Raw genomic sequence first — 16,100 nt, 5'->3', positions numbered from 1 at the left:
CGTCCAGGGTACGTCCCGCCTACCTCCTCCCTGTGAGTGGCAATCACCGCTGTGGCGACCATCGCCACGCACAGCAGAATCACCGGGGTGGCGCTCCCCTCGATCCCGGCGGACCGGCGACGCGCGCGGCTCGTCGCGCGGCACCGGCTGGCCCCCGCGACCCGCACCGACGACGTCCCGCGGATCGTCGACGACCTGGTGGGGCTGCACTCCACCGACCCCGTCACCGTGTACCTCTCGGCCGCGGCGCGGATGGCGCACCCGGACCTCGGCGCGGTGGAGCGGGCGCTCTACGAGGACCGCAGCCTGCTCCGGCACCACGCCATGCGCCGGACGCTGTGGGTCTTCGGCCCGCACCACGCCCGGCTCGCCCACCACGCCGCGACGGTCGACGTCGCCGCCGTGCAGCGCCGCAACCTGCACAAGCAGCTGACCGCCGGCGGGTACGCCGACCCCGACGCCACCGTCGCCGACGCCCGGGACCGGATCCGGGAGCTGCTGCTCGCCGAGGGACCGCTGCCCGCCCGCGAGATCGGGCTGAGGCTGCCGGAGCTCACCACGCCGGTCCCGATCGAGGGCACCACCCCGTCGTTGCACTCGCGGGTCCTGCTGGTCATGGGGTTCGACGGCGAGGTCCTCCGCGCCCGGCCGACCGGGACCTGGATCAACGGCCAGTACCGCTGGGCGGCGGCCGACGCCTGGGTGCCCGGCGGGCTCGGCGAGCCGCTGCCCAAGCGCGAGGCCGCGGCCGGGCTCGCCCGCGCCTACCTGCGTGCCTTCGGCCCGGCGACCCGCGACGACCTCAAGTGGTGGGCCGGCTGGACCGTCGCGACGGCGAAGGCCGCGCTCGCGGACGTCGGCGCGGTCGAGACCGACGCGGGCCTCGTGCTGCCCGACGACCTGGACGCGGTCGAGCCGCAGCCCTCCGTCGCCCTCCTCCCGGGCCTCGACCCCACGACCATGGGCTGGAAGCAGCGCGACCACTACCTGGACCCCGCGCTCACGCCGCACCTGTTCGACCGCAACGGCAACGGCGGCCCCACGGTGTGGGTCGACGGCGCCATCGTCGGCGGGTGGGTGCAGCGCAAGGACGGGACGATCGCGCTGAAGCTGCTCGCCGACGTCGGGGCCGAGGCCCGCGCCCAGGTCGACGCCGCCGCGCACGCCCTGGAGACCCTGCTCGGCGAGGTGCGGTTCACCGTCCGCTTCCCCGCCCCGATGGCGGCCGAGCTGCTGGCCTAGATTCGCCGGGCGTGAGCGACTGGTTCCTGGCCGGTGAGCACGAGGCCGACGCGGTGGCGTCGGTGGCGTCCGGCGAGCACTCCTTCGACGACTGGCCCCACCTGTCGATCCCGTTGCGGCGCGGCGAGCTGGCCGCCCTGTACGCGGCGCTGACCGAGGCCGGCCCCGGCGACCCCCGCAGTCCCGCCGGCCTGCTCGCCGTCGAGATCGACGCCGGCATGATCGTGACCCGGGTGCCCGCGGCCGCGATCGAGGCCCTGGCCGAGATGACCCCGCGGACGGCACCGCCGGTGATGGCCGCCTGGTCGGAGGCCATCGCGCACGGCGAGCCCGACGCGCTCGGCGAGATCCTCTCCGACCTCGCCGCCTTCGCCCGGGACGCCGCGGAGTCCGGCCGCCCCGTCCTCGAGCTCGCCCCGTACTAGGCCGCTCCGGCGACCTCGTGCACCACCTCGGCGAGGACCTCGTCCGCGACGGGCATCGCGGCGACCTCGGCCGCGAGCCGCTGCGCCGCCCGCCGGAAGGAGGGCTCGCCGAGCAGGCGTCCCACCGCCGTGGCGACCGCGTCGGGCGTGACCTCCCCGGGCTCCAGGGCCAGGCCCGCGCCGGTCGGCAGCAGTGCCGCGGTGTTCGACGGCTGGTCGGTGCCCTGGGGCAGGCACAGCTGCGGCAGACCGTGGCAGACCGCGCCGATCATCGTCCCGGCACCGGCGTGCGACACCACCGCGCGGCAGCGCGCGAGCACCAGGGCCTGCGGCAGGTACCGCGCGGCGAGGACCCCGGGCGGCTGCGGTCCGAGGCCGGCGGGGTCGACGTCCGGCCCGGTCGTCACCACGACGTTCACACCGCTGCGCACGCACCCCTCCAGCACCGCGCGGAAGATCTCCGGAGCGCGGTTCGTGACCGTCCCCAGGGTCACGTAGACGGTGTCCTCGTGGGGCAGGGCGTCGAGGGCGGCGGCGAGGTCGGGATCGGGCTCGCCGGCCTCCCCGGCGGTGGGCCGGACCGGCCGCAGGTCCGTCCACGGGTTCGGTTCCGGACCGCGCAGGCCCGGCGGGCACGGGTCGAGGTAGGGCGCGGCGAACACGGCCGTGATCGGGTCGGGCAGCCCCGCGGCGCCGATCGTCTCCCCGACCACCTGGCCGAAGCGCGCGGTGTCGGGCACCGTCGGCCCGTACCCGTGGGTGACGTGCGGGACGCCGTGCGCCACCGCGGCGGTCGCCGACCCCAGCTCCAGGGTGTCGTGCACGACCAGGTCGGGCCGCCAGTCGTCGAGCAGCGCCGCGACGTCCCGGGCGCGCTCGATCGCGCCCGCGCCGAAGAAGTGGCGCGCGGCGACGAGGGGCCGCTCGTCCGGGGGCAGCTCGCCGAACGTCACCCCGTTCAGCCGGGCGAACGACTCGGCCAGCGTGGCCCCCGAGCGGTGCACGCGGACGCCGAGCCGCGCGGCCGTGGGCGCGAGATCGGCGCCCGTCGACACCACGATCTCCGCCCCGGCGCGCTGCGCGGCCCGGATCAGGGGCACCATCGGCAGCAGGTGACCGAACCCCGGCCACGAGGCGACGAGGATCCGCACGGCGACCACCTCCACCCCTGAGGAGCGGCGGCAGCGGCCGGCGGATACCCGCTACAGGTCCAGGCCCAGGTCCAGCGCGGTCACCGAGTGGGTCAGGGCGCCGACGGAGATGAAGTCCACTCCGGTCTCGGCGTACTCGCGGGCGTCGGCGAGCACCAGGCCGCCGGACGACTCCAGCAGGGTCGGGGCGGAACCACGGCGGCGCACCGCCTCCGCGGTCTGGTCCGGGCTGAAGTTGTCGAGCAGGACCAGCTCCGCCCCCAGCTCCAGCACCTCGTCGAACTGCGCGAGCGAGTCCACCTCGACCTCGCACGGCAGCTCCGGAGCCTGCTGCCGGGCGGCCTGCAGCGCCGCGGACACCGAGCCCGCCGCCGCCACGTGGTTGTCCTTGATCAGGATCGCGTCGCCGAGCCCGAGCCGGTGGTTCACGCCGCCGCCGCAGCGCACGGCGTACTTCTCCAGCAGCCGCAGCCCCGGGAGCGTCTTGCGGGTGTCCCGGATCCGCGCCCCGGTGCCCGCGACGGCGTCGACCCACCGGGCGGTCGCCGTCGCCACCCCGGACAGGTGGCAGAGCAGGTTGAGCGCGGTGCGCTCGGCCGTGAGCAGCGCCCGGACCGGCGCCCGGACGACGAGCGCGGGCTCGCCCGGTGTCAGCCGCGACCCGTCCGGCAGCTCGGCGAGCAGCTCCCACCCCGGCACCACCAGGTCCAGCACGGCCTCGGCCGCCGGGACGCCGGACAGCACCCCGGCCTTGCGGGGCGTGAACGACCCGACGGCCACGGCGTCGGTCGGCACCGTGGCGGCCGTGGTGGCGTCGGGGCCGTAGCGCAGGTCCTCGTCGAGCGCGGTGCGCACCACGCGGGCCAGGTCGTCGGGGTCCGGCACCCCGATCTCGGTGGCGCCGCCGACGCCCGCGGCGATCCCGGCGCTCACGCCGCACCCGCCAGGGCGTCCGTGCCGACGACCGGGCGGCCGCCGTCGTCGAGGGTCACGAGCAGGGACTCCTTCTGCCAGACGTCGTCGCGGTCGGGGAAGTCCGTGCGGACGTGGCAGCCGCGGCTCTCCCGGCGGGTGCCGGCGGCCGCGAGCACGGCCTGCGCGAGCAGGGTCAGCGCCGCGTCCTCCACGCCGGTGCGGTCGAGCGGGGTGGCCAGCAGCGTGGCCTGCTCGACGACGTCCGACGCCGTGGCGAGGCCCGTCGCGTCCCGGCCGATCGCGGCATACGCGCTCATCGCCCGCTGCACGACGCCCCGGTCGGCCACGCCCACCGCGGGCGCCGGCGCGATCAGCTCGGGCGCGGCCGCCCGCGGCTGCACCCGATTCCTCAGGGCCAGGTCCTCGACCACGGCCCGGACCGTGCGCTCGCCCACCACGAGCCCCTCGAGCAGCGAGTTCGACGCCAGCCGGTTGGCCCCGTGCAGACCGGTGCGCGCCACCTCGCCGGCGGCGTACAGCCCCGGGACCGCGGTGCGGCCGTCGATGTCGGCGACCACGCCGCCGCACGCGTAGTGCGCCGCCGGGGTGACGGGGATCGGCTCGCGGGTCGGGTCGATGCCGGCCTCGCGGCACGACGCGTACACCGTGGGGAACCGGGCCGCGAAGCCCTCCAGCGCGGTGGCGTCGAGGTACATGCAGTCCGCGCCGGTCTCGGCCATCCGGCGGGTGATCGCGGCGGCCACGACGTCCCGCGGGGCGAGGTCGGCGAGCGGGTGCCGGCCGACCATGAACCGGGTGCCGGCCCGGTCCCGCAGGACCGCGCCCTCGCCGCGGACCGCCTCGGTGACCAGCGGCCGGCGGCCGACCGCGGGCCCGGTGTAGAGCACGGTCGGGTGGAACTGCACGAACTCCAGGTCGGCCGCGGCGGCCCCGGCGCGCAGGGCCAGCGCCACGCCGTCGCCGGTCGAGGTCCCGGGGTTGGTGGTGCTCGCGTAGAGCTGCCCGTACCCGCCGGTGGCCAGGAGCACGGCCGGGGCGCGCAGGACGCCGGGGCTTCCGGCGTCGTCGAGCACGGCGAGCCCGGCCACGCGGCCGGAGGCGTCCTTGAGGGCGTCGACGGCGACGTGCCCGGTGAGGATCGTGAGCGACCGGGCGGCCTCGACCAGGGCGCGCTCGATCTCCGCGCCGGTGGCGTCGCCGCCCGCGTGCACCACGCGGAAGGCGGAGTGCCCGCCCTCGCGGGTCCGGTCGAGCCGGGCGCCGCGCGCGTCGAACAGCGCCCCGCGCTCGCGCAGCCGGCCGACCGCGGCGGGCCCGCCCGCGACGATCGCGGCGACCGCCTCGGCGTCGTTGAGCCCGCCGCCCGCGGCGAGGGTGTCCGCGGCGTGCGCCTCGACCGTGTCGCCCGGCACGTCACCGAGCACGACGGCCACGCCGCCCTGGGCCCAGCGGGTGCTGCCGGCGTCGGTCGCGTCCTTGGTCACCACGACCACGCGCAGCCCGGCCGCGGCGGCGTCGAGCGCGGCGGTCAGCCCCGCGACGCCCGACCCGACGACGACCAGGTCGGCGCCCGCCTCCCAGGTCACTCGCCACCCCCGGGCCGGCCGATCGCGATCATCCGCTCGACGGCGGCGCGCCCGCGCGCGGCGAGCTCGGGGTCGACGTGCACCTCGTCCGTGCCCTCGCGGACGCTGCGCAGCAGTGCCATGGGCGTGATCATCTTCATGTAGGTGCAGCTCGCGCGCTCGTTCACCGCGCGGAAGTCGATCTCCGGGGCGGCCCGGCGGAGCTGGTGCAGCATGCCGACCTCGGTCGCGACCAGGACCGACTTCGCGTGCGACGCGCGGGCGGCGTCGACCATCCCGCCGGTCGAGAGGATCTTGACCCGGTCCGCCGGCACGGTGCCCGACCCGGCGAGGTAGAGCGCCGAGGTGGCGCAGCCGCACTCCGGGTGGACGAAGAGCTCGGCGTCGGGGTGGGCCTCGGCCTGCGCGGTCAGCTCGGCGCCGTTGATGCCGGCGTGGACGTGGCACTCCCCCGCCCAGACGTGCATGTTCTTCCGGTCCAGGGTGCGCCGGACGTGCGCGCCCAGGAACTGGTCCGGCAGGAACAGCACCTCGCGGTCCTCGGGGATCGACGCGACGACCTCGACTGCGTTCGACGAGGTGCAGCAGATGTCGGTCTCCGCCTTCACCGCGGCGGTGGTGTTCACGTAGCTGACCACGACGGCGCCGGGGTGCTCGGCCTTCCAGGCCCGGAGCTCGTCGACGGTGATCGAGTCGGCGAGCGAGCAGCCGGCCCGCGCGTCGGGGATCAGCACGGTCTTCCCCGGCGCGAGGATCTTCGCCGTCTCGGCCATGAAGTGGACGCCGCAGAACACGATGGTCTCCGCGTCGACCTCGGCCGCGATCCGGGACAGCGCCAGGGAGTCGCCCACGTGGTCGGCCACGTCCTGGATCGCCGGCAGCTGGTAGTTGTGCGCCAGCAGCACGGCGTTCCGGCGCCGCGCGAGCTCGCGCACCTCGTCGCCCCAGCCGGGGTACGGGACGCCGGTCCCCGCCTGCACGTCAGCCGTCACGGTCATCGCTCGTCCTCCTCGGATGTTTTCGCCTGTTGGTCGAAAACACGGCGATCGTAGCATCGCGGCCGCCCGCAGGACACCGTCCGCGTGACTCGGAACTCACCTGCCCGTAACCTGCGCGTCCCGGAACGGACGGTTCGCCCGGATCACCGCGGCGGCCCCTACGATCGGCGCATGCCCGCCCGTCCCACGGGCCACGAGGTGCTCGCGGCCGTCCTGCAGGTCCGCGAGGACGCCCTCCAGGTGCTGCTCTGGCAGCGCGGCAAGGACCCCGACCGGGGCCGCTGGGCGCTGCCGGGCGGTACGCTCGGCGACACCGAGGACGTCGAGGAGTCGGTGCGCCGCCAGCTCGCCGAGAAGGTCGACGTCCGCGAGGTCACCCACGTCGAGCAGCTCGGCGTGTTCAGCGCGCCGGAGCGGGTGCCCGGCATCCGGCTCGTCGCCACGTCGTTCCTCGGGCTCGTGCCGTCCGACGTCGACCCGGCCGTGCCCGCGGACACCGCCTGGTTCCCGGTCGACGACCTGCCGGAGACGGCGTTCGACCACGCCGAGATCGTCCACGACGCCCGGGACCGCCTGCGCGCCAAGCTCTCCTACACCAACCTGGGCTTCGCGCTCGCCCCGCGGGAGTTCACGATCTCCGCGCTGCGCGAGCTCTACGCCGCCGCGCTCGGGCACCCGGTGTCGGCGACCAACCTGCAGCGGGTGCTCACCCGGCGGCACGTCCTCGCCGCCACCGGCGAGACCGCGCCGCCCGGGCCGGCCGGCGGACGTCCCGCCGCGGTGTTCCGGTTCACCGAGCGGGCCCTGCGGGTCACCGACGCCTCTGCGGTGCTCCGCCCGCCGGGCACCCGCGATTCGGCGGGCGACGGCGCGGTGCGGCCCGTACCGTGACGTCGTGGTCGCGACGATCCCCCTCTTCCCCCTGGGCACCGTGCTGATGCCCGGGGCGTCGCTGCCGCTGCACATCTTCGAGCCGCGCTACCGCCAGCTCACCGTCGACCTCGTCACGGGCGCGGTGCCGGACAAGGAGTTCGGCGTCGTCGCCGTGCGGGAGGGGCACGAACCCGACGTCCACGGCCTGGACGCGCTGCACGCGATCGGGTGCACCGCCCGGCTGCTCGACGTGCGGCGGCTCCCCGACGGGCGCTACGACGTCGTGACCACCGGCGCGCGGCGGTTCCGCCTGCTCGACCTCGACGCGGAGGCCAAGCCGTACCTCTGCGGCGCCGTCGAGTTCGTGCCGGACGACAAGAAGACCTCCGAGTCGGACGACCTGACCCGGATGCTCGCCGGCGCCGCCCGTGCCGCGCACCGCGGCTACTGCGCCACCGCCTGGAAGAACGACGACTGGTCCGAACCCGCCCACGAGGTCGCGACGGCCGAGCTCGCGCACGTCCTGGCCGCGGACTGCCTGCTGCCGCTCGAGGACCGGCAGGCGCTGCTGGAGCAGACCTGCCCGGTCGAGCGGCTGCGCATGGTGCGGCTGCTCATCGCGCGCGAACGCGGGCTGCTGGAGCGGCTCCGGGCGGTGCCCACGCCGATGAGCACCTTCGCGGAGCCCTTCGGCCCCAACTGATCCGGCGCGTCACTCCCAGCCGAAGCGGCCACGCAGCTCGTCCGCCACCCGGTCGAAGCGCGCCCGGTCGAGCACCGCGCCCTCCCGCCGGATGTCGTGCTCGCCGACCTCGAGCACGCGGTCGAGCCGGATGAAGGACTCGCGGCCCTCGCGGTCCCACTCGCCGGACCCGATCGCCACCCAGTCCGGGTCGCCCTCGCGCTTGTGCTGGCTGGACAGCATCAGCCCGAGCAGCTCCCCGCCCTGCCGCCCGACGACGAGCAGTGGCCGGTCCTTGCCCTGGCTCGCGTCCTCCTCGAACGGCACCCAGGTCCACACGATCTCGCCCGGGTCCGCGGCGCCGTCGAGCTCGGGGGCGTAGGCGATGCGCCGGGCCCGGTCGCCCGTCGGCGCGGTGCGGATCCCGCCGTGGCCCTCCGGCGCGGGGCGGGCGGGTGCGTCGTCCGCCTGCGCGAGGAGCTTGAAGCCCACGTCGACCGCTTGCTTGAGCAGGTTGCCCCAGTCCATGGTCGACAGCATCTCATCGGTCCACCGATGAGTTTCCGGCGCGGCGGTCGTTCCATGCAGCGACACCACCGCAGCGACACCACCGCAGCGACACCACAGCAGCGGCACCCCACCGCACAAGGAGGAACCACCATGGACTGCAGGCTCGAGGTCGTCGTCGTCCCCGTCTCCGACGTGGAGCGCGCGTACGAGTTCTACGCCGGGAAGCTCGGCTTCCCCGTCGACTCCGACTTCCACCCGAACGAGCACTTCCGCGCCGTCCAGGTCACCCCGCCCGGCTCGGCCTGCTCGATCGTCTTCGGCACCGGTCTCGGCGGCGGGGCCGCGCCCGGCTCGCTGCAGGGCTGCCACCTCGTCGTCACGAACATCGAGAAGGCGCACGCCGAACTGGAGGCCGCGGGCATCGAGAACAGCGGACCGCAGCACTTCGTGGACGGCGCGCAGACGGCCGGCGTGCACCCGGAGCACGAGGACTACGGCACCTTCGTCTACTTCGCCGACCCCGACGGCAACTCCTGGGCCCTCCAGGAGGTCCGGAGCCCGAAGCGCTGATGGGGCCCGATCCGACCGTCGACCTGGAGGCGGGCTTCGCCCGGCACCGGCGCGAGCTGCACGTGCACTGCTACCGCATGCTCGCGTCGGTGGCCGACGCCGAGGACGCCGTCCAGGAGACCTACCTGCGGGCCTGGCGCGGGCGGGCGGGGTTCGACGGCATGCACCTCCGGGCCTGGCTGTACCGGATCGCGACCACGGTCTGCCTCGACGCCGCCCGCGCCCGGGCCCGCCGCCCGGCGTCGGCGGCCGAGGTGGCCTGGTTGACGCCCTACCCGGACACCCTGCTCGAGCCCGCGAGCGCCGAGGAGGAGCCCGACGCGCTCGTCGTCGCGCGGGAGACGATCGAGCTCGCGTTCCTCGTGGCCCTGCAGGTCCTGCCGCCCCGGCAGCGGGCGGCGCTGCTGGCCCGCGAGGTCCTGGGGCTGCCCGCCAAGGAGACCGCGGAGATGATCGGGACGAGCGTCGCGGCGGCGAACAGCGCGCTGCAGCGGGCGCGGGAGACGCTGCGGACCCACCTGCCGTCGCACCGCGACGACTGGTCCGTCCAGGAGCCGAACCCCGCGGAGAAGGAGCTGCTCGACCGGTTCATCGCGGCACACGAAAGGAACGACGCGGCGGCCGCGCTCGCCGCCGCGGCAGAGGACATCCGGGTCACCATGCCGCCCGCGCCCTACTGCTTCGAGGGGCACGACCGGCTCCGGACGTTGCTCGACCGGGCCTTCGGGCCGGACCGCGAGGGCGACTGGCGGCTGCTGCCCACCGGCGTCAACCTCATGCCGGCCGCGGCGAGCTACCTGCGCCGGCCCGGGGACACGGTGTTCCGCCCGTTCAAGCTCGACGTCCTGCGGGTGGAGGGCGACCGGATCGCCGAGATCACGACCTTCGGCTGGTCCTGGTTCCCCGCCCTGGGCCTGCCCGACCACCTGTGACCCCCGCACGAACGGCGCTCTCGCTCACTGGACATGAGCGAGAGCGCCGTTCGCCCGTGGTGGGCTCAGGCGCTGAGCTCGCCGTGGCGGGAGCAGCGGGCGGTCCAGCCGAAGGGGTCGACCTGGACCACCATCCGCCGGGCGCACTCCGGGCAGAACCGGGGCGGTTCCAGCTCCCGCTCGCGGGCACAGCGGGCGTGGTCGCCCTCGGCCGCCGGTGCACCGCAGCGGTCGCAGAAGGTCCCCACGGCGCTCACAACGTCTCGTTGAGGGCCTTGATCGGCATCTCCAGCTCGCCGAGCAGGTCGATGTCCGACTCGGCCGGCCGCCCGAGCGTCGTCAGGTAGTTGCCGACGATCACGGCGTTGATCCCGCCGAGCAGGCCCTTGCGCGCGCCGAGGTCGCCGAGGGTCAGCTCGCGACCGCCGGCGAACCGCAGCACGGTGCGCGGCAGCGCGAGCCGGAACGCAGCCACCGTGCGCAGCGCGTCGGGCCCCGACATCGGCTCGAGGTCGCCGAACGGCGTGCCCGGGCGCGGGTTGAGGAAGTTCAGCGGCACCTCGTCGGGGGTCAGCGAGGCGAGCTGCGCGGCGAACTCCGCGCGCTGCTCCAGGCTCTCCCCCATCCCGACGATCCCGCCGCAGCAGACCTCCATGCCGGCCTCGCGGACCAGCCGCAGCGTCTCCCGGCGCTCCTCCCACGTGTGCGTGGTGACCACGTTCGGGAAGTGCGAGCGCGCGGTCTCGAGGTTGTGGTTGTAGCGGTGCACGCCCGTCTCGGCCAGCGCGGTGACCTGCTCCGGCGTGAGCATGCCGAGCGAGCACGCGACGTTGATGTCCACCGCGTCCTTGATCGCCGCGACGCCCGCCGCGACCTGCGCCATCAGTCGCGCGTCCGGCCCGCGGACCGCCGCGACGATGCAGAACTCCGTGGCGCCCCTCTTCGCCGTCTGCCTGGCCGCCTCGACCAGCATCGGCACGTCCAGCCACGCCGAGCGCACCGGCGACTCGAACAGCCCCGACTGGGAGCAGAAATGGCAGTCCTCGGGGCACCCGCCGGTCTTCAGCGAGATGATCCCCTCGACCTCGACCTCCGGCCCGCACCAGCGCATCCGCACCTCGTGGGCCAGCTCCAACAGGGCGTCGAGCTCGGAGTCGGGGAGCCGGAGGACCTCCAGGACCTGCTCCTCGGACAACCCTTCCCCGCGCTCGAGGACCTGCTCACGGGCACGGGCGAGGACAGTCGACGTCGCTGTGGTCACGGGCGCGAACTATGCCAAACACCACCCAGCGCGGGGGCGAGGGTGTGACGCGCGACCCGGGCGAATTCAGCCGGACGAAGGGTCCCGCTCCGCTCCGGCAGCGCCCCGAGCAACGGCACGCCGGTGACGGCGGGCAGGTCGGCGAGGTTGCACCGCGCGGCCAGGTCCGGCTCCGCCGGCCAGGACCCGACGACGACGCCGGCGCACGCGATGCCGCGGTGCGCCAGGGCGTCGGTGGTCAGGGCGGTGTGGTTGAGCGTGCCGAGCCCGGCCGCGGCCACGACGAGCACCGGCGCGCCGAGCGTGGCGGCGACGTCGGCCAGGGTGCCGTCGGGGGTGAACCGCACGAGCAGCCCGCCCGCCCCCTCCACGAGGACCAGGTCGTGATCGGCGGCGAGATCGCGGGCGGCGTCGACGGCGGCCCCGGGCGTGACGGGCGGGAGCCCGGCGCGGCGGGCCGCGGTCTCCGGGGCGAGCGGCTCGGGATAGCGCGCCAGCTCGGCGGTGGTCACGCCGGGGACCAGCGCCGCGACGGCCGCCAGGTCGCCGGGCTCCCCGCGGGCGACCCCGGTCTGGGCGGGCTTGAGCACCGCCACCCGCTCCCCCGCCGCCGCGGCCAGGGCGGCGAGCGCGGCCGTGACGACCGTCTTGCCCACGTCCGTGCCGGTGCCGCTGACCACGAGCACCCGACCGGTCACGGGCGGACCTCCGCGAGCACCTCGTGCAGGACCTCGCGCACGCGCCCCAGCTCCGCGGCGGTGAGGTCGGCGCGCGCGGTGAGCCGCAGCCGGCTCGTCCCCTCCGGCACCGACGGCGGCCGGAAGCACCCCACCCGGACCCCGCGCTCCAGGCACCGCCCGGCCGCCTCGAACGCCACCACCGGGGACCCGAGCACCACCGGCACGACCGCCGAACCCGTGAGCGGCCACTGCCCCTCCAAGGGCAGTTGCCGCTCACCACCCGCGACGACCTGCGACGACGCCAACGCAGCCGCGGCGATCGCAGCCAGCTCCGCGGAGGTCCGGAGGACCGCGGCGGCCCGGTCCGGCTCCTCCCGCAGCACCCGCAGGGCGGCGAGCGCCCCGCCGACGGACGCGGGCGCGAGCCCGGTGTCGAAGATGAAGGTGCGGGCGGTGTCGACCAGGTGCTCGACCACGGCGCGCGGGCCGAGCACGGCGCCGCCCTGTCCGCCCAGCGACTTGGACAGGGTCACGGTCGCCACGACGTCGTCGGCGCCGGCGAGGCCTGCCTCGACCAGCACGCCGCGTCCGCCGGGCCCGCAGACGCCGAGGGCGTGCGCCTCGTCGACCACCAGCACCGCACCGCGCGCTCGGCAGGCGGCATGCAGCTCGCGCAGCGGCGGGATCCCGCCGTCGATGCTGTCGACCCCGTCGGTGACGACGAGGGCCCGCTCCTCGGTCCGGGCGGCGAGCGCGGCGTCGACCGCGGCCACCTCCGCCCGCGGCGTGACGACGACGCGGGCCCGGGAGAGCCGACAGGCGTCGACGAGCGAGGCGTGGCTCCGCGCGTCGGACACGACGAGCGCGCCGCGGCCGGACAGCGCGGTGACCACGCCCAGGTTGGCGGTGTAGCCGGAGGAGAAGACCAGCGCGGCCTCGGCGCCGCAGAACGCGGCGAGCTCCTCCTCGAGCGTGGCGTGCAGCGTCGTCGAGCCGGTCACCAGCCGGGACCCGGTCGAGCCGGCACCCCACGCGCGCAGGGCCTCGACGGCGCCGTCGACCACCCGCTTGTCGCGGGACAGGCCGAGGTAGTCGTTGCCGGCCAGGTCGATCGCGTCGGCGTGCAGGGTTCGGGGACGCAAGGAGCGCCGCAGGCCTTCCGACCTGCGGCGCTCGGCGTTGTCCCGCAGCCAGTCCAGGGGGTGCGCCACCCGGGAGACCCTAGGCGGCGCCGCCGCCCGGACCGGCCGCGGTGTGACGGACCACTACTGGGCGGTCTGCCCCTCCTGCTCCTCCTGCTGGCGGGCCACCTCGGCCTTGACCTGGTCCATGTCGACCTCCTGGACCTTGCCGATCAGCTCCTCCAGCGCCGGCGCCGGCAGCGCGCCGGGCTGCGCGTAGAGCACCACCCCGTCGCGCACCGCCATCAGCGTCGGGATCGACGAGATGCCGAAGGCCTGCGCCAGCTGCGTCTGGGCCTCGGTGTCGACCTTGCCGAAGGTGATGTCCGGGTGCTTCTCCGACGCCTCGTCGAAGACCGGCGCGAACTGCCGGCACGGGCCGCACCAGGAGGCCCAGAAGTCGACGAGCACGGTGCCGTCGCCCGCCACGACCTCGTTGAAGTTGTCGGTCGTCAGTTCCACCGTTGCCATGTCCGCCTCAACTCCTCCGGGTCGGCGTATGTTCCGCCTACCCGCGCAGCGCCGCGGGCAGTCGCGCACCCACCTGCGAACCGACTCCCGATCCGACCGAGTCGTGCGGCCGGAAGGCGCGGGCGTCGGCGTCGTAGACGAGGACGTCGGCGGTGCGGATGTCGAAGAACAGGCCCATCAGCTCGGCGTCGACGCCGAGCTCACGCAGCTTCTCCAGCTGCATCGCGACGTTGACCATCGCCAGGCAGTCGCGCTGCGCGAACCCGGCCTCGACCCCCGCCCGGCCGGCCGGGTGACCCGCCAGCCACGCGTCGAGGCTGGGCCGGCCGCTGCGCAGCCAGTCGCCCAGGGCGCCGTCGGGCATGTCGGTGGGCACGCCGTCGAGCAGGCCCTTCATCGCCCCGCAGCCGGAGTGCCCGCACACCGCGACGAGCGGGACGCGCAGCACCGAGGTCGCGTACTGGACCGCGGCCAGCGCCCCCGTGCCGTGCACGAGGTTGCCGACGTTCTGCACGGTGAACAGGTCGCCCGGCCCGCTGTGGGTGATCATGTTCGGCAGCACGCGGGAGTCGGCGCAGGCCAGCAGCAGCCCGGACGGGCTCTGCCCGCCGGCCAGGCCGGAGAAGGTCGGCCGGACGTGCTCGGCCGTCTCGCGGTGGTAGGCGCGGACGCCGGCCAGCATCGGCGCGCTCGGGCCGTCGTGCGCGTCCTCGGCGTGCTCCGACTGCCACTGCGACCAGGTGGCGAACCGCCCGTGCTGCGGATCGGTGCGCGTGCCCGCGGGCTCGCTGACCTCGACCCACCCGCCCGTGGCGCGGTGCCGCCGGGTCCAGGACTCGAGGTGGTCGTAGGCGGTGTGGTCGAGGTAGTCGACGACGAGGTCGACGCGCACGGGTTCGCCGCCCGGCACCTCGTTCAGCACCCGCGACAGGGCCGGCACCGAGAGGAAGCTCAGCGTGCCCTCGACGACGACGCGGCGCGGGCTGCTGCCCGTCGGCTCCTCCACCCGCACCCGGGCCCGGGCGGCGCGGCGCACCATCAGCAGCCCGGCCAGCACGAGACCGATCGCCACCCCCTCGAGCAGGTTGAGGAACACCACGCCGAGCACGGTCGCGACGTAGATCAGCAGCTCGCCGTGCGTCCGGGCGGTGCGGATGTCGGCCGGCTTGACCAGCTGCAGCCCGACGACCACGAGCAGGCCGGACAGGGCGGCCAGCGGGATCAGCTCGATCACCGCGACCAGCACGATGCCGAACAGCGCGATCCAGACGCCGTGCAGGACGGCGGAGGCGCGGGTCTGCGCGCCGGCGCGGACGTTGGCCGAGCTGCGGACGATCACCCCGGTGATCGGCAGCCCGCCGAGCAGGCCGGAGACGGTGTTGCCGGCGCCCTGGCCGAGCAGCTCGCGGTCGGCGTCCGTGCGGACGGCGCGGGCACCGCCGTCGCGGTCCTGGGCCATCCGGTCGACGGCGACGGCCGAGAGCAGGCTCTCCACGCTGGCCACCAGCGCGACGGTGAGCATGCCGCCGAGCACACCGAGCCACAGCCCGGAGTCGGGAAGCACCGGCAGCGCGATCGACTCGATGAGGTTGCCGGGCAGGTCGACGCGCGGGACGTCGGTGAGGGCGAAGCTCAGGGCGGTCGCGGCACCGACGGCGACGAGCGCGCCGGGCACGGACCTCTGCGGCCCGGGGAGCCGGGGCCACACGATCATGATCGCGATGGCGGTGAGCCCGGCGACGACGGCGCCGCCGTGCAGGTTCATCAGCTGCGCGGGGAACTCGCGCAGGTTGTCCAGCGCGCCGGTCTGCGCGCTGCCGCCGAGCACGACGTGCAGCTGCGCCAGCGCGATGGTGATCCCGATGCCGGCGAGCATGCCGTGCACGACGGCCGGCGGGATGGCCTGCGTGAAGCGGGCGAGGCGGGACAGCCCGAAGCCGAGCTGCAGGAGGCCGGCACCGACGGTGATCAGCGTGGTGACCTGCCAGCCGAACTGGTCGACCAGCCCGGCGACGATCACGGTCAGGCCGGCGGCCGGCCCGCTGACCTGCAGCGGGGAGCCGCCGAGCAGGCCCGCGACGACGCCGCCGACCACGCCGGCGATGAGGCCGGCCATGATCGGCGCGCCCGAGGCGAGCGCGATGCCCAGGGAGAGCGGGACGGCCACCAGGAACACCACGAGCGAGGCGCCGAGGTCGGCGCGCAGCGTGCGGGGGTCGAGGCGGCCGCGGGTGCGGGGCGGGACCGCATCCGGGGAGCGGTCGGGAGCGCGCCCGGTGGGGGCGGCGCTCGGGGTCTGGTCCGGCACGTCGGGTCCTCCGGTCAGGGGTCGGTCTGGCTGGGGGGCGCACGAGTGCGGCTGTGCGGCCGTGCGGCGGTCTGCCCACTGAGCAAATCGGACGGCGAGGCCGTCCGGTTCCCGTCGGTCCGTGCCGGAACGTCCGGTTCCACTGAATCGATCACCCCGTGTGCCCGGGCGCCGACACCGACGCCGTCATGATCGTCACGGAACGGTTCTTCCGAGTGAGGTCATCGCGCTGCGCGGTGCATGGCGGCCGCCCTCCTGGCGAACCGCTGGCCCGATCGTGTGGATCATGGTGGG

At 75.5% G+C, this 16,100-nt stretch carries 17 protein-coding genes; 6 read left to right on the top strand and 11 right to left on the bottom strand.

What is annotated here, in order from left to right; all coding sequences use genetic code 11:
• The first annotated feature begins 87 nt into the window (after positions 1-87).
• Positions 88-1,242, top strand: coding sequence for a winged helix DNA-binding domain-containing protein (locus ACQP04_RS13915; RefSeq protein ID WP_433507456.1), 1,155 nt, complete (start codon positions 88-90; stop codon positions 1,240-1,242).
• Between the two features lie 11 nt (positions 1,243-1,253).
• Positions 1,254-1,667, top strand: a complete 414-nt coding sequence (locus ACQP04_RS13910; protein ID WP_433507455.1) for a hypothetical protein — start codon at positions 1,254-1,256, stop codon at positions 1,665-1,667.
• On the opposite strand, the gene ACQP04_RS13905 is transcribed toward ACQP04_RS13910, so the two are convergent.
• From ACQP04_RS13905 to nadA, 4 genes are read right to left on the bottom strand one after another with little or no spacing between them, the layout of a single operon-like run.
• The gene (locus ACQP04_RS13905; RefSeq protein ID WP_433507454.1) at positions 1,664-2,818 is read right to left on the bottom strand and encodes a glycosyltransferase; all 1,155 of its coding nucleotides are present in this window, start codon (positions 2,816-2,818) and stop codon (positions 1,664-1,666) included. The two genes, ACQP04_RS13910 and ACQP04_RS13905, sit on opposite strands and share 4 nt — an antisense overlap.
• A gap of 51 nt (positions 2,819-2,869) precedes the next feature.
• Complete coding sequence (gene nadC / locus ACQP04_RS13900) at positions 2,870-3,751, bottom strand: carboxylating nicotinate-nucleotide diphosphorylase (RefSeq protein WP_433507453.1); 882 nt, start codon at positions 3,749-3,751, stop codon at positions 2,870-2,872.
• Entirely contained in the window at positions 3,748-5,340 is a 1,593-nt protein-coding gene (locus ACQP04_RS13895) for an L-aspartate oxidase (protein WP_433507452.1), read from the bottom strand. Before ACQP04_RS13895 ends, nadC begins: the two co-directional genes overlap by 4 nt.
• Positions 5,337-6,338, bottom strand: a complete 1,002-nt coding sequence (gene nadA, locus ACQP04_RS13890; RefSeq protein ID WP_433507451.1) for a quinolinate synthase NadA — start codon at positions 6,336-6,338, stop codon at positions 5,337-5,339. Before nadA ends, ACQP04_RS13895 begins: the two co-directional genes overlap by 4 nt.
• Before the next feature lie 171 nt (positions 6,339-6,509).
• Here nadA and ACQP04_RS13885 point away from each other — a divergent pair, with 171 nt between their 5' ends.
• Together ACQP04_RS13885 and ACQP04_RS13880 are read left to right on the top strand one after the other, a co-directional pair.
• On the top strand, positions 6,510-7,229 hold the full coding sequence (locus ACQP04_RS13885; RefSeq protein WP_433507450.1) for an NUDIX hydrolase: 720 nt from the start codon (positions 6,510-6,512) through the stop codon (positions 7,227-7,229).
• Between the two features lie 4 nt (positions 7,230-7,233).
• Positions 7,234-7,914, top strand: coding sequence for an LON peptidase substrate-binding domain-containing protein (locus ACQP04_RS13880; RefSeq protein WP_433507449.1), 681 nt, complete (start codon positions 7,234-7,236; stop codon positions 7,912-7,914).
• Between the two features lie 9 nt (positions 7,915-7,923).
• Here ACQP04_RS13880 and ACQP04_RS13875 read toward each other — a convergent pair whose 3' ends face one another.
• Positions 7,924-8,433, bottom strand: a complete 510-nt coding sequence (locus ACQP04_RS13875) for a type II toxin-antitoxin system PemK/MazF family toxin (RefSeq protein WP_433507448.1) — start codon at positions 8,431-8,433, stop codon at positions 7,924-7,926.
• 120 nt (positions 8,434-8,553) lie between these two features.
• On the opposite strand from ACQP04_RS13875, the gene ACQP04_RS13870 reads away from it, so the two are divergent.
• Entirely contained in the window at positions 8,554-8,973 is a 420-nt protein-coding gene (locus ACQP04_RS13870) for a VOC family protein (protein WP_433507447.1), read from the top strand.
• A complete protein-coding gene (locus ACQP04_RS13865; RefSeq protein WP_433507446.1) occupies positions 8,973-9,905 on the top strand; it encodes an RNA polymerase subunit sigma-70 in 933 nt (310 codons plus the stop codon). The genes ACQP04_RS13870 and ACQP04_RS13865 overlap by 1 nt, the downstream gene beginning before the upstream one ends.
• A 65-nt stretch (positions 9,906-9,970) precedes the next feature.
• On the opposite strand, the gene ACQP04_RS13860 is transcribed toward ACQP04_RS13865, so the two are convergent.
• The 6 genes from ACQP04_RS13860 to ACQP04_RS13835 are packed head-to-tail and all read right to left on the bottom strand — an operon-like array spanning position 9,971 to position 15,806.
• Positions 9,971-10,162, bottom strand: coding sequence for a hypothetical protein (locus ACQP04_RS13860; protein ID WP_433507445.1), 192 nt, complete (start codon positions 10,160-10,162; stop codon positions 9,971-9,973).
• Complete coding sequence (gene bioB / locus ACQP04_RS13855; RefSeq protein WP_433507444.1) at positions 10,159-11,166, bottom strand: biotin synthase BioB; 1,008 nt, start codon at positions 11,164-11,166, stop codon at positions 10,159-10,161. Before bioB ends, ACQP04_RS13860 begins: the two co-directional genes overlap by 4 nt.
• Positions 11,163-11,864: a dethiobiotin synthase gene (gene bioD, locus ACQP04_RS13850; protein ID WP_433507443.1), complete on the bottom strand. Its 702-nt coding sequence runs from the start codon at positions 11,862-11,864 to the stop codon at positions 11,163-11,165. The genes bioB and bioD overlap by 4 nt, the downstream gene beginning before the upstream one ends.
• Positions 11,861-13,057 (bottom strand): 8-amino-7-oxononanoate synthase, encoded by a 1,197-nt coding sequence (locus tag ACQP04_RS13845; RefSeq protein ID WP_433507442.1) that lies wholly within the window; start codon positions 13,055-13,057, stop codon positions 11,861-11,863. Before ACQP04_RS13845 ends, bioD begins: the two co-directional genes overlap by 4 nt.
• Positions 13,058-13,111: 54 nt before the next feature.
• Complete coding sequence (trxA, locus tag ACQP04_RS13840) at positions 13,112-13,498, bottom strand: thioredoxin (protein WP_433507441.1); 387 nt, start codon at positions 13,496-13,498, stop codon at positions 13,112-13,114.
• A gap of 37 nt (positions 13,499-13,535) precedes the next feature.
• Complete coding sequence (locus ACQP04_RS13835) at positions 13,536-15,806, bottom strand: SulP family inorganic anion transporter (RefSeq protein WP_433507440.1); 2,271 nt, start codon at positions 15,804-15,806, stop codon at positions 13,536-13,538.
• Between the last annotated feature and the right edge of the window lie 294 nt (positions 15,807-16,100).

Source organism: Pseudonocardia halophobica (genome assembly GCF_050948485.1).
Taxonomy (GTDB): Bacteria; Actinomycetota; Actinomycetes; order Mycobacteriales; family Pseudonocardiaceae; genus Pseudonocardia; species Pseudonocardia halophobica.
The sequence above is the reverse complement of the archived record's forward strand: the minus strand, read 5'-3'. Positions and strand labels throughout refer to the sequence as shown.